At 29.3% G+C, this 26037-nt stretch carries 25 protein-coding genes; 22 read left to right on the top strand and 3 right to left on the bottom strand.

Annotation, left to right across the window (positions count from 1 at the left end; genetic code table 11):
- Window positions 1-154: 154 nt before the first annotated feature.
- The 10 genes from AVBRAN12642_RS01835 to AVBRAN12642_RS01790 are packed head-to-tail and all read left to right on the top strand — an operon-like array spanning window position 155 to window position 10675.
- Window positions 155-1891 carry an OmpP1/FadL family transporter gene (locus AVBRAN12642_RS01835; protein WP_336607871.1) on the top strand — a complete coding sequence of 579 codons (1737 nt, stop codon included), beginning with the start codon at window positions 155-157 and terminating at the stop codon, window positions 1889-1891.
- Between the two features lie 13 nt (window positions 1892-1904).
- Complete coding sequence (locus tag AVBRAN12642_RS01830) at window positions 1905-3422, top strand: long-chain-fatty-acid--CoA ligase (protein WP_336607870.1); 1518 nt, start codon at window positions 1905-1907, stop codon at window positions 3420-3422.
- Window positions 3409-5073: an AAA family ATPase gene (locus AVBRAN12642_RS01825; protein ID WP_336607869.1), complete on the top strand. Its 1665-nt coding sequence runs from the start codon at window positions 3409-3411 to the stop codon at window positions 5071-5073. The genes AVBRAN12642_RS01830 and AVBRAN12642_RS01825 overlap by 14 nt, the downstream gene beginning before the upstream one ends.
- Window positions 5074-5116: 43 nt before the next feature.
- Window positions 5117-6568 carry an IMP dehydrogenase gene (gene guaB / locus AVBRAN12642_RS01820; RefSeq protein WP_336607868.1) on the top strand — a complete coding sequence of 484 codons (1452 nt, stop codon included), beginning with the start codon at window positions 5117-5119 and terminating at the stop codon, window positions 6566-6568.
- The gene (locus AVBRAN12642_RS01815; protein WP_214116840.1) at window positions 6565-6792 is read left to right on the top strand and encodes an exodeoxyribonuclease VII small subunit; all 228 of its coding nucleotides are present in this window, start codon (window positions 6565-6567) and stop codon (window positions 6790-6792) included. The genes guaB and AVBRAN12642_RS01815 overlap by 4 nt, the downstream gene beginning before the upstream one ends.
- Window positions 6786-7577, top strand: coding sequence for a carbon-nitrogen hydrolase family protein (locus AVBRAN12642_RS01810; protein ID WP_336607897.1), 792 nt, complete (start codon window positions 6786-6788; stop codon window positions 7575-7577). The genes AVBRAN12642_RS01815 and AVBRAN12642_RS01810 overlap by 7 nt, the downstream gene beginning before the upstream one ends.
- Window positions 7552-8205, top strand: coding sequence for a HesA/MoeB/ThiF family protein (locus AVBRAN12642_RS01805; RefSeq protein WP_336607867.1), 654 nt, complete (start codon window positions 7552-7554; stop codon window positions 8203-8205). Before AVBRAN12642_RS01810 ends, AVBRAN12642_RS01805 begins: the two co-directional genes overlap by 26 nt.
- On the top strand, window positions 8202-9041 hold the full coding sequence (locus tag AVBRAN12642_RS01800; protein WP_214119786.1) for a DMT family transporter: 840 nt from the start codon (window positions 8202-8204) through the stop codon (window positions 9039-9041). Before AVBRAN12642_RS01805 ends, AVBRAN12642_RS01800 begins: the two co-directional genes overlap by 4 nt.
- 9 nt (window positions 9042-9050) lie before the next feature.
- On the top strand, window positions 9051-10355 hold the full coding sequence (gene murC, locus AVBRAN12642_RS01795; RefSeq protein WP_214119785.1) for a UDP-N-acetylmuramate--L-alanine ligase: 1305 nt from the start codon (window positions 9051-9053) through the stop codon (window positions 10353-10355).
- Window positions 10352-10675 carry a hypothetical protein gene (locus tag AVBRAN12642_RS01790; protein WP_214116831.1) on the top strand — a complete coding sequence of 108 codons (324 nt, stop codon included), beginning with the start codon at window positions 10352-10354 and terminating at the stop codon, window positions 10673-10675. The genes murC and AVBRAN12642_RS01790 overlap by 4 nt, the downstream gene beginning before the upstream one ends.
- Window positions 10676-10816: 141 nt before the next feature.
- Here AVBRAN12642_RS01790 and fliK read toward each other — a convergent pair whose 3' ends face one another.
- Window positions 10817-12454: a flagellar hook-length control protein FliK gene (gene fliK, locus AVBRAN12642_RS01785; RefSeq protein ID WP_336606690.1), complete on the bottom strand. Its 1638-nt coding sequence runs from the start codon at window positions 12452-12454 to the stop codon at window positions 10817-10819.
- Window positions 12455-12574: 120 nt separating this feature from the next.
- Here fliK and typA point away from each other — a divergent pair, with 120 nt between their 5' ends.
- The 8 genes from typA (at window position 12575) to flgG (ending at window position 21264) form a co-directional block, all read left to right on the top strand.
- Window positions 12575-14380 (top strand): translational GTPase TypA, encoded by a 1806-nt coding sequence (typA, locus tag AVBRAN12642_RS01780; RefSeq protein ID WP_214116827.1) that lies wholly within the window; start codon window positions 12575-12577, stop codon window positions 14378-14380.
- 114 nt (window positions 14381-14494) lie between these two features.
- Window positions 14495-14761 carry a DUF448 domain-containing protein gene (locus tag AVBRAN12642_RS01775; RefSeq protein ID WP_214116825.1) on the top strand — a complete coding sequence of 89 codons (267 nt, stop codon included), beginning with the start codon at window positions 14495-14497 and terminating at the stop codon, window positions 14759-14761.
- Window positions 14742-17417, top strand: a complete 2676-nt coding sequence (gene infB / locus AVBRAN12642_RS01770) for a translation initiation factor IF-2 (protein ID WP_214119782.1) — start codon at window positions 14742-14744, stop codon at window positions 17415-17417. Before AVBRAN12642_RS01775 ends, infB begins: the two co-directional genes overlap by 20 nt.
- Complete coding sequence (gene rbfA, locus AVBRAN12642_RS01765) at window positions 17417-17776, top strand: 30S ribosome-binding factor RbfA (RefSeq protein WP_214116821.1); 360 nt, start codon at window positions 17417-17419, stop codon at window positions 17774-17776. The genes infB and rbfA overlap by 1 nt, the downstream gene beginning before the upstream one ends.
- Entirely contained in the window at window positions 17777-18193 is a 417-nt protein-coding gene (locus tag AVBRAN12642_RS01760; protein WP_336607866.1) for a ribosome maturation factor, read from the top strand.
- Window positions 18194-18288: 95 nt separating this feature from the next.
- Window positions 18289-19557 carry an MFS transporter gene (locus AVBRAN12642_RS01755; RefSeq protein WP_336607865.1) on the top strand — a complete coding sequence of 423 codons (1269 nt, stop codon included), beginning with the start codon at window positions 18289-18291 and terminating at the stop codon, window positions 19555-19557.
- A gap of 100 nt (window positions 19558-19657) precedes the next feature.
- Window positions 19658-20467, top strand: coding sequence for a flagellar hook-basal body protein (locus AVBRAN12642_RS01750; RefSeq protein WP_214116815.1), 810 nt, complete (start codon window positions 19658-19660; stop codon window positions 20465-20467).
- 8 nt (window positions 20468-20475) lie between these two features.
- Window positions 20476-21264 (top strand): flagellar basal-body rod protein FlgG, encoded by a 789-nt coding sequence (gene flgG / locus AVBRAN12642_RS01745; protein WP_214116814.1) that lies wholly within the window; start codon window positions 20476-20478, stop codon window positions 21262-21264.
- Window positions 21265-21313: 49 nt separating this feature from the next.
- Here flgG and AVBRAN12642_RS01740 read toward each other — a convergent pair whose 3' ends face one another.
- Window positions 21314-22594, bottom strand: coding sequence for an O-acetylhomoserine aminocarboxypropyltransferase/cysteine synthase family protein (locus tag AVBRAN12642_RS01740; protein ID WP_336607864.1), 1281 nt, complete (start codon window positions 22592-22594; stop codon window positions 21314-21316).
- 89 nt (window positions 22595-22683) lie between these two features.
- Between AVBRAN12642_RS01740 and AVBRAN12642_RS01735 the strand changes: the two genes are divergently transcribed.
- Window positions 22684-23610 carry a homoserine O-succinyltransferase gene (locus AVBRAN12642_RS01735; RefSeq protein ID WP_214149860.1) on the top strand — a complete coding sequence of 309 codons (927 nt, stop codon included), beginning with the start codon at window positions 22684-22686 and terminating at the stop codon, window positions 23608-23610.
- 23 nt (window positions 23611-23633) lie between these two features.
- On the opposite strand, the gene AVBRAN12642_RS01730 is transcribed toward AVBRAN12642_RS01735, so the two are convergent.
- On the bottom strand, window positions 23634-23795 hold the full coding sequence (locus tag AVBRAN12642_RS01730; protein ID WP_214116808.1) for a hypothetical protein: 162 nt from the start codon (window positions 23793-23795) through the stop codon (window positions 23634-23636).
- Window positions 23796-23952: 157 nt separating this feature from the next.
- Between AVBRAN12642_RS01730 and pyrF the strand changes: the two genes are divergently transcribed.
- The 3 genes from pyrF to AVBRAN12642_RS01715 all read left to right on the top strand — a co-directional run bounded on the left by pyrF (window position 23953) and on the right by AVBRAN12642_RS01715 (window position 25858).
- The gene (gene pyrF, locus AVBRAN12642_RS01725; RefSeq protein ID WP_214116806.1) at window positions 23953-24678 is read left to right on the top strand and encodes an orotidine-5'-phosphate decarboxylase; all 726 of its coding nucleotides are present in this window, start codon (window positions 23953-23955) and stop codon (window positions 24676-24678) included.
- Window positions 24671-25276, top strand: a complete 606-nt coding sequence (gene pyrE / locus AVBRAN12642_RS01720) for an orotate phosphoribosyltransferase (RefSeq protein ID WP_214116805.1) — start codon at window positions 24671-24673, stop codon at window positions 25274-25276. The genes pyrF and pyrE overlap by 8 nt, the downstream gene beginning before the upstream one ends.
- A 114-nt stretch (window positions 25277-25390) precedes the next feature.
- Window positions 25391-25858: a hypothetical protein gene (locus AVBRAN12642_RS01715; RefSeq protein ID WP_336607863.1), complete on the top strand. Its 468-nt coding sequence runs from the start codon at window positions 25391-25393 to the stop codon at window positions 25856-25858.
- Window positions 25859-26037 lie beyond the last annotated feature (179 nt).

The following is a 26037-nucleotide window of genomic DNA, read 5'->3' as shown; positions in this document are numbered from 1 at the left end:
AATTGATATTGGTTTTTATTAAAATAATATTTTAAATTCTATTTAAATTATAAAAAATTACTTAATAAGGTAAAAATTATCCTTTGTAAAGAAAAATTAATTTTAAAAATATATAATCAAAGTTTTATTTAAAAATTAAGGACAAATTGAGTCAATGAATAAGGTTTTCTTATCATTTGTTGTTAGTGGTAGCTTACTAGCATCAAATTATAAGCTAGTTCCATTGAGTGCTGATGGAGTAGCTTTATCTAGCTCAAATTTAGCAAAGAGTTTTAGTGCCGATGCGGCTTTTATAAATCCAGCAAATATGGGATTTTTAGGACAAAATCCACAATTACATTTTAGTTCAAATTTCTATAATGTAGCTGGTTCAAGATTTACAAATGAATTAAGTACTGGTATAGATGGCGAGCCATATTACAATGCCACTAATGCACACGGAAAAGAGTTTTCGTTTTTTTTACCAACTATCGCATTTGTTTATCCTATAAATGAAAAACATTTTTTAGGTGCAGCTGCTTATACTGATTTTGCTGCTGTTTATGGTTGGAATAGTGATTATGCAAAATCTCTTGCTGATACTATGGATATTCGTGGTGGAACTGCAGCTATTTCTTATGCTTATAAGCCTATTGATGAATTAAGTTTAGGTGCAAGTTTAACGGCTAATCATACTAAATTAAAATTTAATCTTGTAAAAGATAATGCAAAAAATCCTAGATATATTTTTCCTAACAATAAAGATACTTGGGTTGATAATAAAGGAAATACGCTTCGTAAGTCTTGGGTTTATGATGGCAATGCTAAGGCTGATAATGGTTATAAATTTGGATATAAATTAGCTTTAACTTATGTTCCTAAGTATTTTGATGAAAAATTAAGATTTTCTTTACTTTATAATTCTTCTTATAAAAATGAGTTTGAAGGTAATATGAATTTTAGGTTTTCAAAATTTGGTATGTTAGATTTTGCAAGTGCTTTACTAAATCCTTTAGTAACACCAATTAACAATCCAAAAAGTCCTGCTAATGGCTATAATACGCTACAATTACTGGATATGAGTTTAAAGTCTAATCCAGCACTTTTAAATAATAGTAAATATCAAGAATTATTAGGAATGATTGCTGGTTTTGGAAGTTTGACAAATGATATAATGAATGGAAATTATGATAAAAGTGTGAATTATAATGGCTATGCAAGTGCTAATTTCTTATATCCTGCTAATGCAAATTTTGGTATTGCTTATGAGTATGGAAAACATGAATTTATGTTTAATATGGGAAGAACATTTTGGAGCAAGGCAAAAACATTAGATTTAAAAATAAATGCACCACAAATGCCAGAACAATTAACTAAATTAGCTGGTGCAGTAGGAGCGACTTGTGCTGGCTTAGATCCTGCAACAATGACACCTACTGGAATGAAAGTATCTTGCTCAAGTGTTGAAGATTTAAATAAAGTTGTTATGAGTTTAATAAAACAATTAGGTTTTAGCGAAAAAGATACTCAAGCAATACAAGATTATTTCTTGGCATCATTTTTACAAAATAGTTTAGATCAAGGTTGGAGAGATACAACATTGTTTAGTTTTGGTTATAGGTATAATTATGATAAAGAATTATCATTTATGTTAGGTTTTTCTACAGAAGATAGTCCGGTAAGACGCGAAAAAATAAGCTTTTTAGCAAAAGATAGTAGAATGTATATGTATTCTTTAGGACTTGAATACAGATTAAATAAAAACCTAAAAGTAACAGGAGCAGGAGCATACCAACACTATGCTGATGTTAGAGTAGATAATATTACTGATAATATTTTATTACAAACCAAAGGTAAGTTTTCAAATCAATCAAATCAGATTGTAAATGTTGGTATAAATTATGAGTTTTAATTAAAGGATATTAATGCAAAATTATTATGAATACTTAGAGCATTACTCAAACCTAAGTAGAGTTGCTATTTTTGATGCAAATGGAAAAATAAGTTTTAAAGAGTTGAAAAATCATGTAGATAAAATGATAGCTTTTTTACAAAATCAAGGCGTTAAAAGTGGTGACAATGTAGCTTTTATTATGAGTAATTGCAAAGAATTTATGATTTTATATTTTGCAATAGCATCTTTAAAAGCAGTCGCAGTTCCTATTAATACTATGCTAAAATGTGAAGAATATGAGTATATTATTAAAGACTGCGATGCAAAATTATTAATAGTTTCAAAAGATATTAAAGAAGCTGCTGAATTAGCTAATGAATTTAAAGATATTTTAATATACCATTCTTTTGATGACAATTTAAAAGATGGATATTTGGCAAGTTATTTAGATTATGCACCCGTTTATAATTTTAAGTGTGAAGCTAGTATTGATGATAGCGTTCATATAATATACACTTCAGGAACCACAGGTCTTCCTAAAGGAGTTTTATTAAGTTATAAAAATATTTTATCAAATATCAAATCAGCTCAATATGATTTTAAAATCAAATCATCAGATAGAGCCATAGCGTATTTACCTATGTTTCATAGTTTTACTTTAACAGCAGTTTGTTTATTACCTTTACTTTCGGGTTGTTCGCTTGTAATTGAGCGTTCTGTTTTACCTTTTTCAAATGTTATAAAACAAATTCTATTAAAAAGAGTTACGATATTATTTTCAGTTCCCGTGATACTAAATGCTTTATTAAAAGCAAAGTTACCTTGGTATTTTATGTGGTTTCATAAAATTAGAATTATAGTATCAGGCTCTAGTGCCTTAAGTGAAGGAACTCTTAAAGCCTATAAAGAAAAATTTAAAAGAACTGCAGTTTTAGAAGGTTATGGATTAAGCGAATGTTCTCCTATAGTTGCAGTAAATCGTGTAGATAAGCAAAAGGTTAATTCAGTAGGTTTGCCATTACACGGATATAAAGTAAAAGTTGTAGATGATGATTTAAAAGAATTGCCTATCGGAGAAATAGGAGAGTTAATTGTAAAAGGTGATTGTGTAATGCAAGGTTATTACAATAAACCTGAGCTTACTAATGAAGTAATAGAAGGCGAATGGCTTAAAACAGGTGATATTGCAAGACTTGATGAAGATGGATTTATTTATATAGTAGATAGGAAAAAAGACATAATAATTGCAAAAGGAATGAATATATATCCAAGAGAAATTGAAGATATTATTATGCAATTAGATGAAGTTGATTCTTGTGCTGTTATAGGTGTTAAGGATAGTGAGTTAGATGAAAGCGTTGTTGCTTATGTTTGTTTAAAAGAAGGTGCTACACTAAACGCTCAAGAAATTCAAAAGTATCTTAAAAAGTATTTAGCAAATTATAAAGTTCCTAAAACTATAATTTTTAAGTGCGAATTACCAAAAAATGCTGCTGGAAAAGTATTGAAAAAAGAATTAAAAAAAGAGTTAGAAATTGGAAAAAATTAAAGAGTTTTTAAGTAATAATTACGAAGAGAGTTTTTTATATTTAAAGTTATTAAATCAAGGTCTATCTAAAGAAGCGTGCATTATATTAAGAACAATGCTAAATAAAACTATAAAATCTCGTTTCGGGATAAAGTTTCATAGTATTGTAGAAGATGCTTTTAATGTTAATACTACCGCTCAAATGGTTTCATATTTACCAAATTTCGTTGAGCTATATGAGAAAAAATTTATTCAAGAAGCAAGCGGAAAGCAGTTTAATTATAAAGATAATGCAGGGCTTATTTTATTTCAATCAATAGCACTTACAAGATATGCTCATGTATTTTTTAACCTTGCTAATGAATTTGATGGGGCAAGATTAATTAGTGATAATGAATTAGAAGAATATAAACATAAGCCTTATACTGATTTAAGCGTTTATTTAAATGATTGCTTTGATATGATTGATGCTAGGATCAAATTAGAGTTTTTAACATCGGATTTAAGACTTGATTTGATTAATACAAGGCTTAAAAATAGCCCAAAATTTCATAATCCTTTTAATGAAATTATGAAAGATTATGATTTGAGTGCTGAAGAAACTCTTATATTAATGGCTTTATTAAAAGAAGAATTAACAGGCTCTAAAAAACCACTTCATTATGAAGAATTATTAAGCATAATTAACCCTTATCAATTAGAAAAGATTAGAAATTATGAATTGTTAAGTGATGATTCTAAGTTGCTTAGCAATGAATTAATTGAATATGTTGGTAATGATAATAGATTTATTATAAGTGATAATGCTTTAAAATACTTTTTCCCAAATAAAGGCGAAAATATTAAAGCTATTGTAGAAGAATTAAATTTCTTTGAATATTTAGAAATAAATGAAATAGATTTAATAGTTAGTAAAGATATTAGCGATTTAGCAACAAGTCTTAAAAAACGCTCAACCAAAAGTGTGGCAAAAAGATTGAAAGATTGGGGCATAGTAAAAGATGATGTTTTAAGAGCTAATATAATTTTTTATGGACCTCCAGGCACGGGTAAGACTATGAGTGCTAGTTATTTAGCAAAAACTTTAAAAAGAGAAATTATCACACTAGATTGTTCTAAAGTATTAGATAAATATGTAGGAGAGAGTGAGAAAAATGTTCGTGCTATTTTTGATAATTATAAAATAATTAGCAAAAGTGTTAAAACTCCGCCTATTTTATTATTAAACGAGGCTGATCAATTCTTAAGCACTAGAAGTGTAGCAAGTCACGGAAGTGAATTAATGCATAATCAAATGCAAAATATTTTCTTAGAACAACTAGAAAAATTTGATGGCATTGTAATAGCTACAACTAACTTTTTAGATAGTTTAGACCCAGCATTTTCAAGGAGATTTGAGTATAAAATCAAATTCTCAAATCCAACAGAAATAGAGCGTGAGAAGATTTGGAAATTACACTTACCAAAAAATGCGGAATTTGAATCAGGATTTAAAGTAGAAGATTTAAAAAGTTATGAATTAAGTGGAGCACAGATTAAAATGGTTGTTAAAAATACTGCTATAAAAGTTGCTCAAGGCGATGGAATTTTTAGATTAGATGATTTTAAAGAAAGTATTCAAAAAGAACTAAATAGCGATTTTTCTAAAGAAATTAAAATGGGCTTTAATTAATCAATAGCCCTTATAATAAAATAAACTACGAAAGGAAAATCCAGTGAATATTATTAAAAAAGCTCTAACATTTGAAGATGTATTATTGGTTCCGCAATATTCAGAAGTTTTACCAAAAGAAGTTGATATTAGCACAAAACTTACTAAAAATATTAATTTAAATATGCCTTTAATTTCGGCTGCTATGGATACGGTTACAGAGCATAGGGCTGCAATAATGATGGCAAGGCTTGGTGGAATTGGAATAATTCATAAAAATATGGATATTGAAAGCCAAGTAAGAGAAATAATCAGGGTTAAAAAAAGTGAAAGTGGTATTATATATGACCCTGTTTATGTTAATACTAAAGCAAAGGTAAGTGATGCTTTAGCTATTATGAATGAATATAGTATTTCAGGTGTTCCTGTTGTAGATAATGATAAAAAATTATTAGGAATTTTAACTAATCGTGATTTGAGATTTGAGACTGATTTTTCAAAAATAGTTGATGAAGTAATGACAAAAATGCCTTTAATTACTGCTAAAAAAGGCTGCACCTTAGATGAAGCTGAAGTAATTTTTAGTAAAAATAAAATAGAAAAATTACCTTTAGTAGATGATGATAATACTCTTTGTGGTCTTATTACTATAAAGGATTTAAAAAAGCGTAAAGAATATCCAAATGCAAATAAGGATAAATTAGGAAGATTAGTAGTAGGTGCTGCTATTGGAGTAGGGCAACTTGATAGGGCTAGAGCTTTAGTAAATGCAGGTGTTGATGTCTTGGTTATGGATAGTGCTCACGGACATAGTAAAGGCATAATTGATACTTTAAAAGAAATCAAAAAAGAATTAAATATAGATGTAATAGTAGGCAATATTGCTAATCCTAAGGCAGTTAGGGATTTAGCATTAGCAGGAGCTGATGCTATAAAGGTTGGTATTGGACCAGGTAGTATTTGCACTACTCGTATAGTAAGTGGAGTTGGAGTTCCGCAAATTACTGCTATTAGCGATTGTGCTGAAGCTGCTAAAGAGTTTAATGTGCCTATAATTGCTGATGGTGGGATAAAGTATTCAGGAGATATTGCAAAGGCTCTTGCAGCAGGTGCAAGTAGTGTAATGATAGGCTCACTTTTAGCAGGGACTGATGAAAGTCCAGGAGAATTTATCACATATCAAGGAAGACAATATAAATCGTATCGCGGTATGGGTAGCTTAGGGGCTATGGCAAAGGGTAGTTCTGATAGATATTTTCAAGAAGGAACAGCAAAAGAAAAGCTCGTGCCAGAAGGAATTGAAGGAAGAGTTCCACATACTGGAAGTATTAAAAATGTAGTGTTTCAATTACTTGGTGGTCTTAGAAGCTCAATGGGTTATAACGGAGCTATAAATATAAAGGATTTTCAAGAAAAAGCTGAATTTGTAGAAATTACTAGTGCAGGGCTTAAAGAAAGCCATGTTCATGATGTAACAATCACTGCAGAAGCACCAAATTATAAGGTAAATCAATGAAAAAAACTTACGAACAAATCTGTGAAATTTTAGATGAAAAATTAAAAATAATTGAAGATGAGCAAACGCCTTTATTTGATTTAGTAGATGCGTATAAAGATGGTATGAAACTAATAAATGAAGCTAGAGAATTATTAGATAAGGCTAGTAAAGATATTGAAGAATTTGAACAAACTAAACAAAATAATTCTTTAAGTATTGATACAGAAAGATTGCCATTTTGAAAATAGCAGCACTTCAACTAAGCACTCAGGCTTTAAGTAATGCAAGGCTTGATTATTATTTAAGAATTTGCGAGCAAAAAGATGTTAGATTAGTAGCGTTAGGCGAGTATGTTTTAAATAATTTTTTTACTGAATTAAAGCAAATGCCAGTTGATTTAGTAAAAGAGCAAAGCAAGGTAAAACTAGAAGCCTTAAAAGAATATAGTGCTAAATATAATTTATGTATAGTTGCTCCTATAATTTTTAGCACTAATAAAGGTTTTAATAAAACTTGCTTAGTAGCAAATAAAGGTAAAATCAAATATATAAATCAGCAAGTTTTTATGCCGTATTCACATTGGAATGAAAAGGATTTTTTTATAAATTCAACAAAAGCTATTAAATTGCATACTTTTAAATGTGATAATTTTAAAATAGGCGTTTTATTTGGCTATGAAATACATTTTGATGAGTTTTTTAAAAAGGCAAATGAATTAGATTTATTGATAATTCCTACGGCAAATACTTATAATTCAAATTCTAGATGGTGCGAACTTATTAAAATGAGAGCATTTTTAAATAATACTAATATTTTAAGAGTAAATCGTATCGGTGTTAGCGAAGTAGATGAATTAGAGTGGAATTTTTATGGTAATAGTTTTTTATGCAATGCTTATGGAGATATAGTTCAAGAATTAAGCGACGCTGAAGAAGTATTAATTTCTGAAATTAGCAAACCTAGTGAAGCTACTAAATTTTGGCAATTTAAGGAAGTAAGAAATGAAATCAACAAGCGACTTTTATGAAAGACAAACTTTATTATTAAAAGATAAGCAAAAGAATTTAGAAAACAAAGAAATCATAATAATAGGTGCAGGCGGTCTTGGCTCAAGTATAGCATATGCACTTGCTAGTAGTGGTATAAAGAGTATTAGTGTAGTTGATTTTGATATAGTTAGCTTTAGCAATATTCAAAGGCAAATTATGTTTAATTTTAACGATGAAGGTAAAGCTAAGGTTGATTGTTTTAATAAATTAAAAGAGCGTTCATTTTGTGATATAAAAACTTATAAAATGAGTGCGGCAGAATTTTTTGCTACTAAACCTAGTGCTGATTTAATTATGGATGCGACCGATAATTTATCAGTTAGAGCTGAAATTGATAATTACGCTAAAGCTAATAATATTCCTTGGATTTTTGCTAGTGTTGAAGAGTTTTTCATAAGTGCTAGTATTGTAAAAAATAAAAAAATAGCATTCAAAAATGAAATAAAAAGGATAAAACCTCAAGCAACTCCATTTGTTATGTTTAGTGCTACTTTTGCAAGTATTTTGGCATTAAAATATCTAGCAGGTTATGAAGTAAAACTTGATTATTTATATTATTTTGATTTTTCAAAAGATATTTTAAATATTAATAAGTTTAATTTATGAACCATCAAGAAAAATCATTTTTTTTATTAATATTCGCTGTAGTTATCTGGGGAGCATCGTTTTTACCTACTAAGTGGGTATTAAACTACATAAATAGCTATGAATTATTATTTTATAGATTTTTATTAGCTTCTATTGTGTTTTTTTTCTTGGTTAAAAATGATATTTTAAAGCATTACAAAAATACTTATTTATATGGATTAATCACTGGTTTTTGTATGGCGTTTGCCTTTATTTTTCAAACCCAAGCACTAAGCTTTACTCAAAGCTCTAATGTGGCTTTTCTAACTGGTTTAGAAGGAATTATTGCTCCATTTTTATGCTTTTTTATAAGCAAAGCAAAGCTTAGTTTTAAGATATTTTTCCTAGCTTTACTTGCTTGTTTTGGTATGTTTTTATTTAGTGATGCGAATTTTGATAATTTTGGAAAAGGCGAATATTTAGCGATAATTTGTGCTGTGTTTTTTGCACTTTTAGTGGCTTTAAATGATAAATTTTTAAAATCAAATGATTTAAATACCTTTATATTTTTTCAATTTGTAGGTAGCACGATAATGTATTTATTATCGGCTTTAATTTTTGCTGATTTAAGTTTAACTCCTATTTTAAATTCTAAGGTTTTTATACTTATTTTAGTATCAGCATTGATATTTACAATATTTTGTTTTTTTGCTCAAAATTACGCTCAAAAGCACCTTCATCCAAGTAAAGTCGCATTGATTTTACTACTTGAGCCAATTTCGGCTGGAATTTTAGGAAGTTTTTATGGAGAAGTATTTACAATTTTACAATTATTAGGAGCAGGGTTAATTTTGATTGCTCTAGCATTTTCTTAAAGGATTTTTATGAAAAAAATATTTTTTATCGGTATTGGTGGCATTGGTCTTAGTGCGTTGGCTAGATTTTTAAATGAGCGTGGAATTAGTGTTTTAGGAAGCGATGTCTATGAGAGTGAATTAGTAAAAGAATTAAGAGCAGAAGGAATTGCGGTTTTTATAGGTCATAGTGCATCAAATTTAAGCAACGATATTGATTTAGTAGTGCATTCAGCAGTAATTCGTGAAAACAATCCTGAAATAAAAAAAGCAAAAGAACTAGGTATAAGAGTTCTATCAAGAAAAGAAGCCTTGCCACTTATTTTAGAAAACAAAATGCTTTTTGCAGTTGCAGGTGCACACGGCAAAAGCACTACAAGTAGTATCCTAGCAAATATTTTGCAAAGCTCTTTTATAATCGGTGCAGTGGATAAAAGAGCTGGTAAAAATATGGTGTATAAAACTAGTGAAAAATTAGTTTTTGAAGCTGATGAGAGTGATAGTTCGTTTTTGAATTTAAATCCTGCTTTAAGTATAGTAACTAATGCTGAACCTGAACATTTAGAGCATTATAATCACGATTTAAACGCTTTTTATAAAGCTTATACAGACTTTTTAAAACAAAGCAAAATTAGAGTAATTAATGCTGAAGATGAGTTTTTAGCTACAATTGATTTAGATTGTGAAAGGCTAGTGCCTAGCGAAGATATTAAAAACTTAGAATTTGAAGTTAAGGATTATTTGCCTTTTATATCTTTTGATTTAAGAGATTTTGGTCGTTTTAGCGTGCAAGGTCATAGCGAATGTATAGCTATTGATACTGCTTTAGCAATACTTGCTGCTAGGTGTGTTGGGCTAAGCCTAAGTGAGATTAAGCAAAATTTGAAAGATTTTTGTGGTATTAAAAAGCGTTTTGATGTTTTATATGCTAGTAAGGATTTTGTAATAATTGATGATTACGCTCATCATCCAACCGAAGTAAGAGAGACTAAAAAAGGTATATTTTCTTATGCAAAAGCACTAAATTTAGATGATACTATAGCGATTTGGCAACCGCATAAATACACAAGATTGCTTGATAATTTAGAAGGTTTTAAAACTTGTTTTGAAGGTTTTTCAAAGCTATTTATTTTGCCTGTTTATAGTGCTAATGAAGATGAAATTAAAATTGATTTAGCTAAGCATTTTCCTAATGCTTGTTTCATAGACGATATAAAAAGAGTTGATAATTCTTTAAAATTATTTAGTAATTTAGGAGAAATTACTTTAGATAAAGGCGTAGTGGTTGGATTTAACGCAGGTGATTTGACCTATAAATTAAGGGGATTAAAATGATTAGATTTGCAATATTTTTAATATTGTTTTTTGCATTAATTGGTGTTTGTATTTATTATAAAAATCATTTTAATTCTAAGCTTTATGTGGCTGTTATTTCATTAATAGTTGTTACTTTTATAGTTGGTTTTATATACACTAGCCTAGATAATTCAAGTGGGGCTTTAAAGCAAGAGATTTTAAATATTTATAATTCAGGCAAGGATTTAGATTGTCAAGGTATAAAAATCAATATCAAAACTCACGGATTTAACAACGGAACTTCAGTGTTTATAGATAATACTAACAATCAAAAAATAGATATGTTTATTTGCAAATAATTTTAAGATTTTAATTAAAGCCTAAATAATAAAGGCTTTAATTATTTTAACTATCTTTAAAATATATTTTAGCAGCAAAGCTTACTGCTAAAATTATCATTGAACTTATTAATAAAATTGAAACCAACATTTTTTACCCCTTTAAAAATATCTATAAAGCACAGCATTAATTCCACTTGGCATATCGCTTGTGCTTTCTAATTCTTCAATTTCTTCATATTTTTTACGAGCTTTTTGCTGCTCTTGATGATTTGAACCTTCTTTTTTATCTCCAAAATTCATAGCAAGACCCGTAAAGCCCATATTTACAAGGCTATTTTTAAATTCTTGCTGATTTGCTATGAAAAGATTTAGAGTATTTGCATTGTTTGAATTAAGATTTATATGTAAGTTATTACCCCTTGCAATCATAGTGACATTAACTTCTCCTAATTCTTTAGGATTTAAATTAATGCTAACTTTATGGCTTGGAGCTTTGAATTTTTCTATTTCTTCCTTAAAATCTCTTGTAAAATTATCAATTACTAATTTAGTTTGTTCTTTACTAAGTTCTTTATTAGGATTTAAAAAATCAACTTTAAGATTTTGTGGTAGATTTAGCTTTTCTTTATTATCTTGAGTTTGGCTTGAGTTTTCATCTAAATTATCTTGCAAATTTTCTTCTACTATATTTAATTCAGGTAGAATTTTATTTTCATTTTCTTTTGTTTCTTGGGTTTGAATTTGAGTTTTATTTGCTTGAATTTGTATATCTTTTATATCATTTTTAATTGTGTTCGGAGTTATTTTAGGACTTTGTGTTTCTATATCTTTTGAAACGATTTTAAATGCTTCTTCTTTTATATCTTTAGTTTGTTTTTTATCATCATTTGCAATTTTGCTTAATAACTCATTTAAAGCCCCAGTTTTTAGAGTTTTTTCAGCGTTTATAATAGGTTCGTTTGTATTATTAGATACAATTTTTTCACTTTTTACTGATAATAAACTTTCTAAATTTGGTTTTTTAATTTCAGTATTTTTTAAATTCTCTTCAATTTTTGTATTTTTGTTTAATGCGTGTGAGAAGAAATTTTGCTCATATAATTTAGGATATGGTTTAGCAAAAATTTGCTCGTTATATTCATTATTTTTAATTTTTTCATAAGTTATATTGCTAAGCCCTAATTTATGCTCTTTTGCAAGTTCTACTAATGAATGAACGCTATTTGTATTTGCAAAACTTTCTAAACTAGCTTTATTATTAACAATATTTTTTAAGTTAAAAAAATCATTTAATTTTACATTTTTTTTATCTTGCTTTAATATGTCTAAAAAATCTAAAATCTGAACGAAATTCAAATCATCTAAAAGTTCTTTTCCATATTCAACATCTTCCATAGAAGTCTTAATATCTTGCATAATTTCAGCATCACTTATTTGCAATCTTTTAGGTAAAAATTCATTCATTTCTTTTGCATTTTGCACTATTTTTGATACTTTATCTTGTAGAGTTTTTGGATTTTGTAAAAGACTTGCTAATAAATTTGGCTCTTGTTTGCTTGTTTTTTCGTTTAATAAAGTTGAAGCTAGATTTATATTACTAAATTGTTTTACATCTTTATTTTTTATTTCATTTTTTGCTTTAAATACATTTTGCATTACCAATAAATTTTTAGTATCTTTTACATCGGTTTGATTAAATAATAAATCAGCAAAACCTTCTCCGCCAGACTTTTTAGAGCCTTTACCTTTTTTAGAATTTAGATTTTTTACATCTTGTAAAATTAATAAATCTTTCATAATAATCCTTGTTTAAAACTTGATGAGTTTTAGCAAAATTCGTTCCAAGTTTTTGTGATTTCATATTTAAAAATTAACCTAAATTAATTAAACTTTTACTTTAAAATCAAGGAGAAAACATTGAGTATTAGAAATATAGCAGTAATCGCACACGTTGATCATGGTAAGACTACAATGGTTGATCAGTTATTAAAACAATCAGGAACATTTAGCGAAAGAGACCAAGTTGATGAACGCGTTATGGATAGTAATGATATTGAAAAAGAGCGTGGAATTACAATTCTTTCAAAAAACACAGCAATTAATTATAAAGGCACAAAAATTAACATAATTGATACTCCAGGCCACGCAGATTTTGGTGGAGAAGTTGAGCGTGTTTTAAAGATGATTGATGGGGTTTTATTAATCGTTGATGCTCAAGAAGGTGTTATGCCACAAACTAAATTCGTTGTTAAAAAAGCATTAGCATTAGGTCTTAGACCAATAGTTGTGGTAAATAAAATAGATAAAGCTGCAGCTGAACCTGACAGAGTAATTAATGAAGTATTTGACCTTTTTGCTGCACTTGATGCAACTGATGAGCAATTAGATTTCCCTGTAATTTATGCAATTGGAAAAGAAGGTATTGCAAAAAATGAATTAGATGATGATAGTAAGGATATGCAACCTTTATTTGACAAGATAATTGAGCATGTTCCAGCACCAAGTGGTAGTAATGAAAATCCTTTACAATTACAAGTATTTACATTAGGTTATGATAACTTCGTTGGTAAAATTGGAATTGCTAGAATTTTCAATGGAACAATTTCAAAAAATCAAAATGTAATGTTAGCTAAGGCTGATGGGACAAAACACACAGGAAGAATTTCAAAACTAATTGGATTTTTAGGTTTAGAAAAAATGGATATTGATAGTGCTAGCACAGGAGATATAGTAGCAATTGCAGGTTTTGATGCTTTAGATGTTGGAGATAGCGTAGTTGATCCTAGCAATCCTATGCCACTTGACCCACTACATATAGAAGAACCTACTTTAAGCGTTGTATTTAGCGTAAATGATGGACCTTTAGCAGGAACTGAAGGAAAGCATGTTACAAGTAATAAAATTGCTGAAAGATTAGAAAGCGAAATGAAGACAAATATCGCTATGAAATATGAAAATATTGGCGAAGGTAAGTTTAAAGTAAGTGGTCGTGGTGAATTACAAATTACGATTTTAGCTGAAAATATGAGAAGAGAAGGTTTTGAGTTTTGTCTTGGACGCCCTGAAGTTATCGTAAAAATTGAAAATGGAGTTAAAACAGAGCCTTTTGAAAATCTAGTTATTGATGTTCCTGATGAGTTTAGTGGAACGGTTATTGAAAAGCTTGGAAGAAGAAGAGCTGAGATGAAAAGTATGGTTCCAACAGGAGATGGACAAACTAGACTTGAGTTTGAAATTCCTGCTCGTGGGCTAATTGGATTTAGAAGTCAGTTTTTAACAGATACAAAAGGTGAAGGTATAATGAATCATAGTTTTATGGAATTTAGACCTTTTGTTGGTAGTGTTGAAAAACGCCAAAATGGAGCATTAGTGAGTATGGAAAATGGTGTTGCATTAGCTTATTCATTATGGAATCTTCAAGATAGGGGTGTTTTATTTATAGACCCTCAAGCAAAAACTTATGTTGGTATGATTATAGGCGAGCATAGCCGTCCGAATGACCTTGATGTAAATCCTATAAAAGGTAAAAACCTAACCAATGTTCGTGCTAGTGGTAGTGATGATGCTATTAAATTAGTTCCACCTAGAAAACCTACTTTAGAGCGTGCTATGGAGTGGATTGAAGAAGATGAATTAGTAGAAGTAACTCCAATTAATATTCGTATTAGAAAGCGTTATTTAGACCCAACTCTAAGACGCCGTATGGAAAAATCTAAATCTTAATTTTTATTCTTTCTATTCTAAATCTTTTAAAGAATTTAGAATAGAAAATTAAAATGTTTGAAAATAAAGCTTTTAAGACTTCTGTTAAGCAAAAACAATTAAAATTAAAAGATTATGAAAAAAGCAAAACCTATTAGAATGTGTATTATTTGCAAGATTAGAAAAAATCAAACTGATTTAAAGCGTTTTCAAGTGTCTTTAAATGAAGTTTTATTTCAATTTAATAGCGGTAGAAGTATGTATTTATGTGATGAATGCCTTAAAAAAGATGATAGTGATTTTTTAAAGTCTTTGCAAAAAGTTATAAAAATTAATATAGATAAAAAAGAACTTGCTAGTAAATTAAAAGAAAGGTTTTTAAATGGCGAATATAAAAATTAGTGAAATAGCAGCGGAATTAGGTTATCAAAATAAAGAAACTTTAGAAAAAATTAATGAATTAGGATTTGATTATAAATCACCTCAAAAAGCTGTAAGTGAAGATGTAGCAGCAGCAATATATGAGTATTTAAAAAATGGAACAATTCAACAAATTTTAAAAGATGAAGTTGCAAAATCAAGTAAAAGTGCCAAAAAATCTAGTACAAAATCAACTACTTCTAAAACAACAAAAAGTAAAACTGAAAAAGCTGAAAAAAGTACAAAGACTGAAAAGATTGAAAAAACAAAAAAAACTGAAAGCAAACAAAAAGAAATTCTTAAAGAAGAAACCAAAGAAGATAAACAAGAAACTAAAGAAGAAAAAATAGTAGAAGAAAAAATCACTAAGGTAGAAGTTAAAGAAGAAATGAAAAGCAAAGAAATAGCAAAAGAAGAATTAGTGCAAGAAGAACCTGTAAGTCTTGCAAGAAGTGGGCTTGAAAAACGCCGTGGCTTAGTAATCATTAAGAAGAAAAATGCAGCAAAAGAAGAAGTTAAAGAAGAGGTTAAGCCTAAAGCTCAATCAAAAGAGCCCGTATCGTTTGCTTCAATATTTAGCACAGATGAAAGCTTAAAAAAGAAAAAAGCTAAAAAAATAGTTCCAGCAGCAAGAAAAGAAAGTTCATCTAAGATGGATTTTGATACTAATTTTGCAGAGATTAATGATGATGAAGATGATGTTGTGGTTATGCCTGATTTTTCATTTAATGAAAGAAAAGAAGATATTGAAAAGCCTGCAAAGGCACAAACTTCATTAAGAAGTGCATTTAATAACCAAATCAATCAATTTACAAATACTTCAATAGCAAGGTCTCGCCGTAAAAAATCAAAAGCATATAAAAAAGAACAAAGTAGCGAAGAAATTACAAGTATTAAAATTCCTAAAGAAATAAGACTTTATGAATTAGCAGAGAAGTTAGGTAAAAAAGATAGCGAATTAATCTCAAAACTATTTATGCAAGGAATGATGACTACTAAAAATGATTTCTTAGATGAAGAAACTATTGAGATTTTAGGACTTGAGTTTGGAATTGAAATAAGCTTTTTTGATGAGACTGCACAATTTGATTATGTTGCTGATTATGAAGAAAATCAAGAAGAATTAAAAGATATTAAAGTTCCTGTTGTAACAATTATGGGGCATGTTGATCATGGTAAGACAAGTTTGCTTGATTATATTAGAAATAGTCGTGTAGCAAGTGGCGAAGCAGGTGGAATTACTCAGCACGTTGGTGCTTATATGGTTAATAAAAATGGTAAAAATATAACCTTTATTGATACTCCAGGTCACGAAGCATTTTCAGCTATGAGAGCTAGGGGTGCTAGTGTTACTGATATAGTAATTATCGTTGTAGCTGCTGATGATGGTGTAAAACCACAAACAAAAGAAGCAATTTCGCATGCAAAAGCAGCTGGTGTTCCAATCATCATCGCTGTTAATAAAATAGATAAAGAAGCAGCAAATCCTGATAGAGTTAAAACTCAATTAGCAGAGCTTGATATTATGCCAACTGAGTGGGGTGGAAGTCATGAATTCGTTCATATTAGTGCTTTAAAGGGAACTGGAATTGAAGATTTACTTGAAATTATCTTATTACAAGCTGAAATTTTAGAGCTTAAAGCAAATAAGAATACAGCTGCAAAAGCAAATATAGTTGAAAGTTCTTTACAAAAAGGTCGCGGTGTAGTAACTACTGTGATTATGGAAAATGGAACGCTAAGAGTAGGAGATACCGTTGTAGCAGGCATTGCTTATGGTAGGGTAAAAAGTATTACAGATAGCAAAGGTAACGCATTAAAAGAGATTTTACCAGGCGAGTGTGGTGTAATTATGGGTCTTAATGAAATTCCTGATGCAGGTGAGACATTAATTAGTGTTGCGACTGATAAAGAAGCAAGAGATTACGCACAAAAACGCCACGAATATTTAAGACAAAAAGAATTAAGCAAATCAACAAAAGTAAGCCTTGATGAATTAAGTGCAAAAATTAAAGAAGGGAATTTAAAATCATTACCTGTTATTTTAAAAGCCGATGTAGGTGGAACATTAGAAGCTATTAGAGGAAGTCTTGAAAAGCTTTCAAATGATGAGGTAAAAGTTGATATTGTTTTAGGCGGTGTTGGTGGAATATCTCAAGGAGATATTGCTTTAGCACAAGCTAGCGGTGGTGTTATAGTTGGCTTTAATGTTCGTCCAACGGGGGATATTAAGGAAAAAGCAAAAGAAGCCAAGGTTGAGATTAAAACATATAATGTAATTTACAATCTAATTGATGAGATTAAAGCTATTTTAGGTGGTTTAATGAGTCCTATTATTAGCGAAGAGCAACTCGGACAAGCTGAAATTAGACAAGTAATCAATGTGCCAAAAGTAGGACAAATAGCAGGATGTATGGTAACTGATGGAAGTATAGTAAGAGGGGCTAAAATCCGTGTTATTCGTGAAGGTGTTGTAGTGTTTGAAGGAGAGATTAGTTCACTTAAACGCTTTAAAGATGATGCTAGAGAAGTTAGCAAAGGTTATGAATGTGGTGTTGGTATCGTTGGATTTAACGATATGAGAGAAGGCGATTTTATAGAAAGTTATAAAGAAGTTCAAAGTAAGGCTAGTTTATAATGAATGATAAAGCACAAATAAAACGCCTAAGAACACAAAGTTTGCTAAAGGAATTAGTAGGAGAAGCTTTAGCAAACTTAGATGATCCTTTATTGAGCGGTCTATTGGTAAATGATGTAGATTGTAAAAAGGGTCGTTATGATGCTTTTATATATTTAGATAAAATGTCGCTTACAAAAGATGAACAAAATTTAGTTCTTTCTAAGCTAAAAAGAGTTAGTAAAGTATTGCAAGCTCATTGCTTAGGAGCGCTTGGTATGTATAGATGCCCAAATTTTCATTTTAGGTTTGACGATAGTTTAGATAAAATTAATAGAATAGAAGAATTATTTAAGCAAATTAATAAGGAAAAGAAATAAATGGAGCTAGAGAATTTAGCTAAACAGCTTAATTTAGTGATTTATGATACTGAATTAGCAAAAGAAGGCAATAACTTTATTTATAGAATTTTCATCTTAAAAGATGGAGAAAATAAATCAGTTAGCCTTGATGATTGCGAGCAATTTAGTAGATTGATTTCTCCTATACTTGATTTAAATCCACCTACAGATGAAAAATACTTTTTAGAAGTAAGCTCTCCTGGACTTGAAAGAAAGCTTACTAAAATAGAGCATTTTAAACTTAGTATAGGTGAGATATTAAAAATTAAAACTAAAGAAAAAGAAGAAATTATCTCAAAATTACTTGGTGCTGATGATGAAAAAATCACTTTAGAAGATGGCACAATTTTAAACTACGCAGATATTAAATCTACAAAAACTTATATCTATTGGTAAGGCAAAGCCTTACCTATATACTCTTACTCAAATTAATAATCATTAACAAAATCAAAATTAGAAATAAAAAAAACAAAGAAATTTAAAGGAATTTGATGAAAACTATTACAAAAAAAGATACAAAAACCTTAGCATTAAGTGCATTAGGTGGGACATTAGAATTTTATGATTTTATTATATTTGCATTATTTACTCCGTATTTTACACATCATTTTTTTCCAAAAGAGCTTGATGAGAGTATAAAATTATTAAATACTTATGGAGCTTTTGCTGCAGGGTATTTAGCTCGTCCATTAGGTGGAGTTATAATGGCACATTTTGGAGATAAGTTTGGTAGGAAAAATATGTTTTTATTAAGCATTATTTTAATGGTAATTCCTACATTCATTTTTGCGATTATGCCTACTTATGAGCAAATTGGCTATTTTGCTATTGCTATTTTATTAGCTATTAGATTAGTTCAAGGCGTTGCAATTGGTGGAGAGTTACCTGGTGCTTGGGCTTTTATATATGAACATAGTCCTGATAATAAAAAGGCATTATTTTTAGGAGTTTTAACAAGCGGGGTTTGTGGTGGTATTACTTTAGGAGCTTTAAGTGCGTTATTGCTTCAACTAAATTTCACAGAAGATGAAATAAAAGATTATGCGTATAGAATTCCTTTCTTAATCGGTGGTATTTTTGGTCTAATTAGCATTTATCTTAGAAGATTTTTGCAAGAAACTCCTATTTTTAAGCAACTTCAAGCTGAAAAGCAATTAAGCGATTTTCCTATAAAATCAGTCATTAAAGATTATAAAATGGAAATAATTTTATCAATGTTTTTAACTATTGTTCTTACTGCTTGTGTTTTAGTATTTTTAATAATGATGCCTAATTTTATGAAAGGTATTTTAAATATTAATCCTGCTTTAAATACTAGCTTGCAAATTATTGCTAGTGTTAGTATGATGATTGGACTTGTTGTTTGCGGGGCATTGGCTGATAGATTTAAAGCTAGTTTAATTTGCAAAATTTTTGCTATTTTATTAGTTTTTACTAGCACTATGTATTTTTATTCTTTATATGTTTTAAAGGATTTCGCTTCAACTTGTATATTTTATTTTGCTTCGGCGTTTTTTGGTGGTATTGTTAATTTTACATCATTATTTATGTGTAGGCTTTATAAGGCTAGTATTAGATATACAGGCATAGGATTTTCTTATAATTTAGCTTATGCAATAGCAGGATTTTTAACTCCAATTATCGTAGTTCAATCACACGGAAAATTTGATATTGGTAGTGGATATTACATTATTTTCATATGTTTAATTGCTTTTTTAAATTCTGTATTTTTTGACAAAATTATGAAAAATAAAAAATAAAGAATTTGATTTTAAGATAAACTCTAAAAATTTTTAGAAGTTTATCTTATTTTGGAATAAGTTTTGCTTTTACCAAAATATAAAATATTTAAGGAAAGTTATGCAAAACGGATTTTATCAAGCTACAGGAGCAATGGTTACTCAACTAAATCGCTTAAATGTTATCTCTAATAATTTAGCTAATGTAAATACAGCAGGTTATAAAAGAGATAATGTAGTAATTGCTGATTTTAAAAGGCTTTATGATGAAGAAATGCAAAATATGCCAATTGATAATCATACAAAACAAGCTGCAAAATACATAAATCAAACCATAAATAGAGTTCCTAATATTGATATAGAATACACAGATTTTAGCGTAGGTGCAATCCGTCCGACCAACAATCCTTTAGATATTGCAATCAAAAGAAGTGATTGTTTTTTTATGGTTCGCTCATCAGATGGTAGTGTGAAATTTAGCAAAAATGGAGCATTTAGTCTAGATGAAGATGGCTTTATAGTTACAAAAAATGGAGATAGATTATTAAGCTCGAATTATTTTGAAGACCCTGCAAATGATGGCATTCAAGTAGGAGATAATCAAAGATTAACTATTGATTCAGATGGAAATGTCTATTTAGATGGTGAAGTAGCAAATAGGATTTTTGTAGCTAGGATGGATGATACAAGGGATTTAGAAAAGATAGGAGATAATCTTTATAAATTAGATGATTTAACTAAAATGCAGGATTTCGAGGGCTCAAATGCACTTGCGAGTGGGTTTTTAGAAATGAGTAATGTAAATGCCGTTAATGAAATGGTAGGTCTTATAGAAACTCATCGTTTAGTTGAAATGTATCAAAAAGTAATGACTAGCCATATGGATGAGCTAAACAGCGACGCAATAAATAAATTAGCAAATGTTAAATAGGAGTAAAAATGCTTAGGTCTTTATATACAGCAGCAACAGGAATGATAGCACAGCAAACACAAATTGATACAACATCTCATAATATTGCCAATGTAAATACTATGGGATACAAAAAAAATAGAGCAGAATTTGCTGATTTAATGTATCAAGTAATGGAATACGCAGGAACTAGCACAAGCACAACAACGCAAAGTCCAACAGGTATTGAAGTAGGTCTTGGGGTTCGCCCAACAGCAATCACAAAGCAATTTACACAAGGATATTTCAAAGAAACAGGTAATCAATTAGATATGGTAATAGCAGGTAATGGTTTTTTCCAAGTTCAGCTACCTGATGGCACTACGGCATATACAAGAAATGGTGCTTTTAAGCTAGATAGCGAAGGAACTATCGTAAATAGTGATGGATATAGATTAATCCCTGAAATTACAATTCCTGAAGATGCAGTTGCTATTGGGATAGGAACTGATGGGGTTGTAAGTGTAATTCAAGCGGGTAATCCTGAAGCAGTGCAACTAGGTCAAATTGAATTAGCAAACTTCATAAATCCTAGCGGCTTACACGCATTAGGAGATAATAATTTCCTTGAAACTAGTGCTAGTGGAGCAGTTGTTGTTGGCACGGGTGGGACTAATGGTTTTGGTCAAATTAAGCAAAACTTCGTAGAGATGAGTAACGTGCAATTAGTAGAAGAAATGACTGATTTAATCACAGGTCAAAGAGCTTATGAAGCAAACTCTAAAGCAATCACTACAAGTGATGAAATGCTATCAATCGTAAATGGACTTAAAAGATAAATAATATAGATTGAAATTCTTATAATTTTATAAGAATTTCAAATACGAATTACTTAAAAGTAACTTCTAATGCTTGTTTAATATCAGCTATTAAATCATCAGCATTTTCAATACCAACAGAAAGCCTTACAAGACCTTCGCTAACTCCAGCTTTTATTAATTCAGCTTCATTTAATTGTCTATGAGTATGACTTGCAGGGTGTAAAATACAGCTTCTTGCATCAGCTACATGAGTTGCTATCATTATTAATTTTAAGTTATCTAAAAATTTAACTGCCTTAGTTTTATTTGCTTTTAATGTAAAGCTAATAACCCCACAAACTCCATTAGGCATATATTCTAAAGCTAGATTATAATAAGGACTGCTTTTTAGCATAGGGCAATTTACGCTTTCAATATATTCATTATTTTCTAAAAATTCTGCAATTTTTTTCGCATTTTCGCAGTGTTTTGCCATTCTTAAAGGTAGGCTTTCAATATGAGTTGATAGCATATATGCACTAGTTGCAGGTAAGCAAGCACCTATATCTCTCATTAATTGAACAATCATTTTTACAATATACGCTAATTTGCCAAATTTTTGCGTATAGATTAATCCGTGATATGACTCATCAGGGGTATTAAAATCTGCAAATTTTTTAGGATACTTACTCCAATCAAAATTACCACTATCAAGCACAACCCCAGCAATCACACTTGAATGCCCATCAAGATATTTAGTAGCTGAATGAATAACAATATCAGCTCCGTGTTTTATAGGCTGACAATTAATAGGAGTTGCAAAAGTATTATCAATTACTAATGGAATTTCATTTTCGTGAGCAATATTTGCAAATCTTTTAATATCAAGCACTACTAAAGCAGGATTTGATACGCTTTCAGCGTAAATTAATTTTGTGTTTTCTTTAATAGCTGCTCTTATTTCATCATCTGTGCTATTTGCACTAATAAAGGTGCAATCAATTCCAAATTTTTTAAGCGTTACGCCTATTAGATTTATACTTCCACCATAAATCTCATTTACGCAAACTAAATGATCTCCTGCTTTACAAATATTTGTAATTGCAAAAAATATAGCCGCTTGTCCGCTAGAAGTTAGCACCCCAGCAATTGCTCCTTCTAATTTAGCAATTTTACTAGTTACATAATCATTTGTAGGATTTGCTACTCTTGAGTAAAAGTATCCACTTTCTTCTAAGTCAAATAATTTTCCCATAAATTCACAAGAATCGTATTTGTAAGTAGTTGATTGAATGATTGGCACTTGTCTACTTTCGCCATTTTTTGGCTCATAACCTGCGTGAATACATAAAGTATCTTGTTTTAACATTTTCTCTCCTTTAAAAAAATATTAGTTTAACTTTATTTTAAGTATTTAGCAAGTAAAAAATGGCAAAATTAGTTAAAAAAGGAGAAAAAATGCCCGTTAATATAAAAACTAATCTTCCAGCAAAAGTTTTACTAGAAAATGAAAATATTTTCGTAATGGACGAAGCAAGAGCAAATTCTCAAGATATTCGTCCATTAGAGCTTGTGATTTTAAACCTTATGCCAATCAAAGAAGAAACTGAATTAGAATTACTTAGAATGCTTTCTAATACGCCTTTACAAGTAAAAATCACGCTTTTAAGAATAGCAAGTCACGAGAGCAAAAACACTTGTCAAAGCCACTTAAACGAGCATTATTTGGTATTTGATGAGATAAAGCATAAAAAATTTGATGGAATGATAATAACAGGAGCTCCGCTAGAACAATATGAATTTAGCGAAATAACTTATTATGATGAATTAGTTAGTATTTTAGAATGGAGCAAAAGCAATGTTTTTAGCACTCTTCATATATGCTATGGTGCGATGTTTGGGCTAAATTATCATTACAATATTGCAAAAATTCCTTTAAAAAAGAAATTAAGCGGAGTGTTTTATCACGATGTAATTGATAGTAAAGATGAGATTTTAAGGGGAATTGATGATGTGTTTTTAGCTCCACATTCAAGGCATTCAGGAATTGATGAATTAGCCTTAGCAAATCATAAATCTTTAGTGATTTTAGCTAAAAGCGATTTAGCAGGAAGCTATTTAATAAGAAGTTCTGATAGAAGACAAGTTTTTGTCCTAGGTCATCCTGAATACTCTCGCACTACTTTAGATAATGAGTATAAAAGAGATATTAAAAACGGCTTAGATGTTGATATTCCTTATAATTATTATAAAGATGATAATCCAAACAATCCCCCAAAACTTACTTGGAGAGCTCACGCAAATTGTGTTTATATCAACTGGCTAAATTATTATGTATATCAAACTACACCTTTTGAATTAGACAAACTTAATTCAATTAATTAAGATTTAGATTTTCTAAATCTTAATTAGATTTTTTTAACTCCGCTTTCATTCATATAATTTATGAAATCTTGTCTTAATTCTTCTTCTTTTTGTTTTATTTTTGCTAGTTCTAATTCTTGCTCTTTTTTCTTTTCATTTTCTTTTATATCTGTTTTGATTTGCTTTAATGAGTCTAAAAAGTCCATTTTTTCTCCTTTTGATTTTTGTATTATATTATTTAAATAATGTAATAAATAACTTTTAAAAATACAAATTCAATATGTTTTATTTAATAAATTTTTGCATAATGCTAAGTCGTAAAGAGTTAAAAAGAGATAATTTTATTAAATCAAAGGAGAGAATTTGAAAACCATAATCGCATTAGATTTTGACACCTTAGAGCAAAGCCGTGAATTTGTATCAAAACTATCAGCAAAAAATCTTGAAAACTATGCAAAAGAGCATAATTTAAAATTAATTATGCCTTATTTAAAAGTCGGTATGTGGCAATACTACACAGCTGGAAATGACTTTTTAAAAGAGCTAAAAGACTTAGGTTTTAATATATTTTTAGATTTAAAATTAATTGATATTCCAAATACTATTTATAATGCTACTAAGACACTTTTAAAAAATGATATTGATATTTTAAGCCTTCATTCTTTTGCAGGCGAGCAAGCTTTAAAGGCTGCTGTTAATGCTAAAAATGAATTAGGTAGCAAGTGTGAATTATTTGGAATTTCTGTATTAACTTCGTTTGAAGAAGAAGAATTTAAAAATGATTTAGGCTTTAATGGAAGCATTAATGATTGCGTAAAACAACGCTGTTTAATCAGCAAAAAAGCAGGTCTTGATGGTATAGTAAGTAGTGCTTATGAAGCAAAATTTGCTAAAGATTTAGGACTTAAGGCTCTTACGCCTGGCATTAGATTTTTAGGCAATGATGCAAATGACCAAGCAAGGGTTGCTACGCCAAAATTTGCTATAGAAAACAATATTGATTATATTGTAGCTGGTAGAATGATTACAAAGAGTTCTAATCCTATTAGAGCTTATTTTCAATGTATAAAAGGAGAAGAAAATGAATAAAGAAGTTGCAAGTGAAGTTGTAAAAATATTAAAAGATTGTGAAGCAATATTTATTAATACTAAAGAGTTTTTCACATATTCAAGTGGTATTAAAAGCCCTATATATTGTGATAATCGTGTGTTAATTAGCTATCCAAAAGAGCGTAAAATCATAGCAAATCATTTAGCGAATTTGATTAAAGAAAAAGCAGGAGATGTTGATTACATAGCAGCAACTGCTACTGGAGCTATTGCTCACGGAGCTTGGGTGGCTGATATATTAAACAAACCATTAGTATATATATTATCAAAAAACAAAACCCACGGAAGAGCAAAGATGATTGAAGGAAGCTTTAAGCACGGAAGCACTTGCGTTGTGCTAGAAGATTTAATCTCAAGTGGCGGTTCAAGTATTGCTGCTGTTGGTGCTGCTAGGTCTCACGGATTAGATGTAAAAGGTGTATTTTCAATATTTAGCTATGAATTAAATCAAGCTAAGAAAAATTATGAGAGTATTGATTGCCCTGCTTATTCGCTTAGTGGATTTTCTGCATTTAGTGGATTTTTAAGCGATGAAGAAGTAAAAGTTCTAAACGAATGGCGTGACGCTCAAGAATAAAATAATTTTAATTTCAAATTCCGATTTTGGAATTTGAATATCTTCAGACCTTCTTTACTTTACAAAAAATAATTTTTATAATATTTACTTAATAATTAAAATTAAGGAAAAATAATGGCTTTTAAGAACGCAGTAGTTACAAAAGAACTTGATGAAAAATACAAAATGACAGATATTTTTTGCAATTATACAGATAGCTTATATTATAAACAAAATCGTATGATGCCTGATGAGAAAAGAATAGTAATAGATGAAGAATTAGATTGTTTTATAATACAAGCTTATAATTTTTTAGACCCTGAATTAGAGCGTGCAAGACTTAGTAAAGGCTTGTGGGTTTTATATTATAAAGGTAATTTGATTGAAGTTATACTTGATTATGATTTTGATATAACAATAGATGGTGTTTTATACGATAAAGTTTGGAGTATTTTTGATATTAAAAACAATGAATTATTAAGCGAAAAAGAAGTTATAAATCTTCTTAAAGAAATATTAGATGTTTATAATCTTTCTGGTGCTTGGGGCGAAATTGAAAAAGATTATAAAGTATATGTAAGAGATGAAATAATAAAAGAATAAATATTTTAAATCCTAATTCAAATTCTTTAAAAATTGTGGAATTTGAAGTAGGAATTTGGTTTAAAAAAAGGTAAGCAAATGGCTTTTAAAAACGCAATTATTGATGATAGATTAGAGAAGAAATATTCTTTTGTAGATATTTGTATTAAGCATACTAATGATTGGTATCTCAAACAACA

Source organism: Campylobacter sp. RM12642, from assembly GCF_020137635.1.
Classification (GTDB): domain Bacteria; phylum Campylobacterota; class Campylobacteria; order Campylobacterales; family Campylobacteraceae; genus Campylobacter_E.
Note: the sequence above shows the minus strand (reverse complement) of the source record. Positions and strands in the feature narration are given on the sequence as shown.

What these genes read in the sequence shown, in the direction of transcription:
- AVBRAN12642_RS01740 (WP_336607864.1), bottom strand. Translation starts at nt 22,594, where the DNA reads ATGTTAAAACAAGATACTTTATGTATTCACGCAGGTTATGAGCCAAAA.
- AVBRAN12642_RS01750 (WP_214116815.1), top strand. Translation starts at nt 19,658, where the DNA reads ATGCAAAACGGATTTTATCAAGCTACAGGAGCAATGGTTACTCAACTA.
- infB (WP_214119782.1), top strand. Translation starts at nt 14,742, where the DNA reads ATGGCGAATATAAAAATTAGTGAAATAGCAGCGGAATTAGGTTATCAA.
- AVBRAN12642_RS01775 (WP_214116825.1), top strand. Translation starts at nt 14,495, where the DNA reads ATGAAAAAAGCAAAACCTATTAGAATGTGTATTATTTGCAAGATTAGA.
- rbfA (WP_214116821.1), top strand. Translation starts at nt 17,417, where the DNA reads ATGAATGATAAAGCACAAATAAAACGCCTAAGAACACAAAGTTTGCTA.
- AVBRAN12642_RS01715 (WP_336607863.1), top strand. Translation starts at nt 25,391, where the DNA reads ATGGCTTTTAAGAACGCAGTAGTTACAAAAGAACTTGATGAAAAATAC.
- AVBRAN12642_RS01805 (WP_336607867.1), top strand. Translation starts at nt 7,552, where the DNA reads ATGAAATCAACAAGCGACTTTTATGAAAGACAAACTTTATTATTAAAA.
- flgG (WP_214116814.1), top strand. Translation starts at nt 20,476, where the DNA reads ATGCTTAGGTCTTTATATACAGCAGCAACAGGAATGATAGCACAGCAA.
- AVBRAN12642_RS01835 (WP_336607871.1), top strand. Translation starts at nt 155, where the DNA reads ATGAATAAGGTTTTCTTATCATTTGTTGTTAGTGGTAGCTTACTAGCA.
- AVBRAN12642_RS01815 (WP_214116840.1), top strand. Translation starts at nt 6,565, where the DNA reads ATGAAAAAAACTTACGAACAAATCTGTGAAATTTTAGATGAAAAATTA.
- AVBRAN12642_RS01830 (WP_336607870.1), top strand. Translation starts at nt 1,905, where the DNA reads ATGCAAAATTATTATGAATACTTAGAGCATTACTCAAACCTAAGTAGA.
- AVBRAN12642_RS01735 (WP_214149860.1), top strand. Translation starts at nt 22,684, where the DNA reads ATGCCCGTTAATATAAAAACTAATCTTCCAGCAAAAGTTTTACTAGAA.
- AVBRAN12642_RS01755 (WP_336607865.1), top strand. Translation starts at nt 18,289, where the DNA reads ATGAAAACTATTACAAAAAAAGATACAAAAACCTTAGCATTAAGTGCA.
- AVBRAN12642_RS01790 (WP_214116831.1), top strand. Translation starts at nt 10,352, where the DNA reads ATGATTAGATTTGCAATATTTTTAATATTGTTTTTTGCATTAATTGGT.
- AVBRAN12642_RS01800 (WP_214119786.1), top strand. Translation starts at nt 8,202, where the DNA reads ATGAACCATCAAGAAAAATCATTTTTTTTATTAATATTCGCTGTAGTT.
- AVBRAN12642_RS01760 (WP_336607866.1), top strand. Translation starts at nt 17,777, where the DNA reads ATGGAGCTAGAGAATTTAGCTAAACAGCTTAATTTAGTGATTTATGAT.
- fliK (WP_336606690.1), bottom strand. Translation starts at nt 12,454, where the DNA reads ATGAAAGATTTATTAATTTTACAAGATGTAAAAAATCTAAATTCTAAA.
- murC (WP_214119785.1), top strand. Translation starts at nt 9,051, where the DNA reads ATGAAAAAAATATTTTTTATCGGTATTGGTGGCATTGGTCTTAGTGCG.
- pyrE (WP_214116805.1), top strand. Translation starts at nt 24,671, where the DNA reads ATGAATAAAGAAGTTGCAAGTGAAGTTGTAAAAATATTAAAAGATTGT.
- AVBRAN12642_RS01730 (WP_214116808.1), bottom strand. Translation starts at nt 23,795, where the DNA reads ATGGACTTTTTAGACTCATTAAAGCAAATCAAAACAGATATAAAAGAA.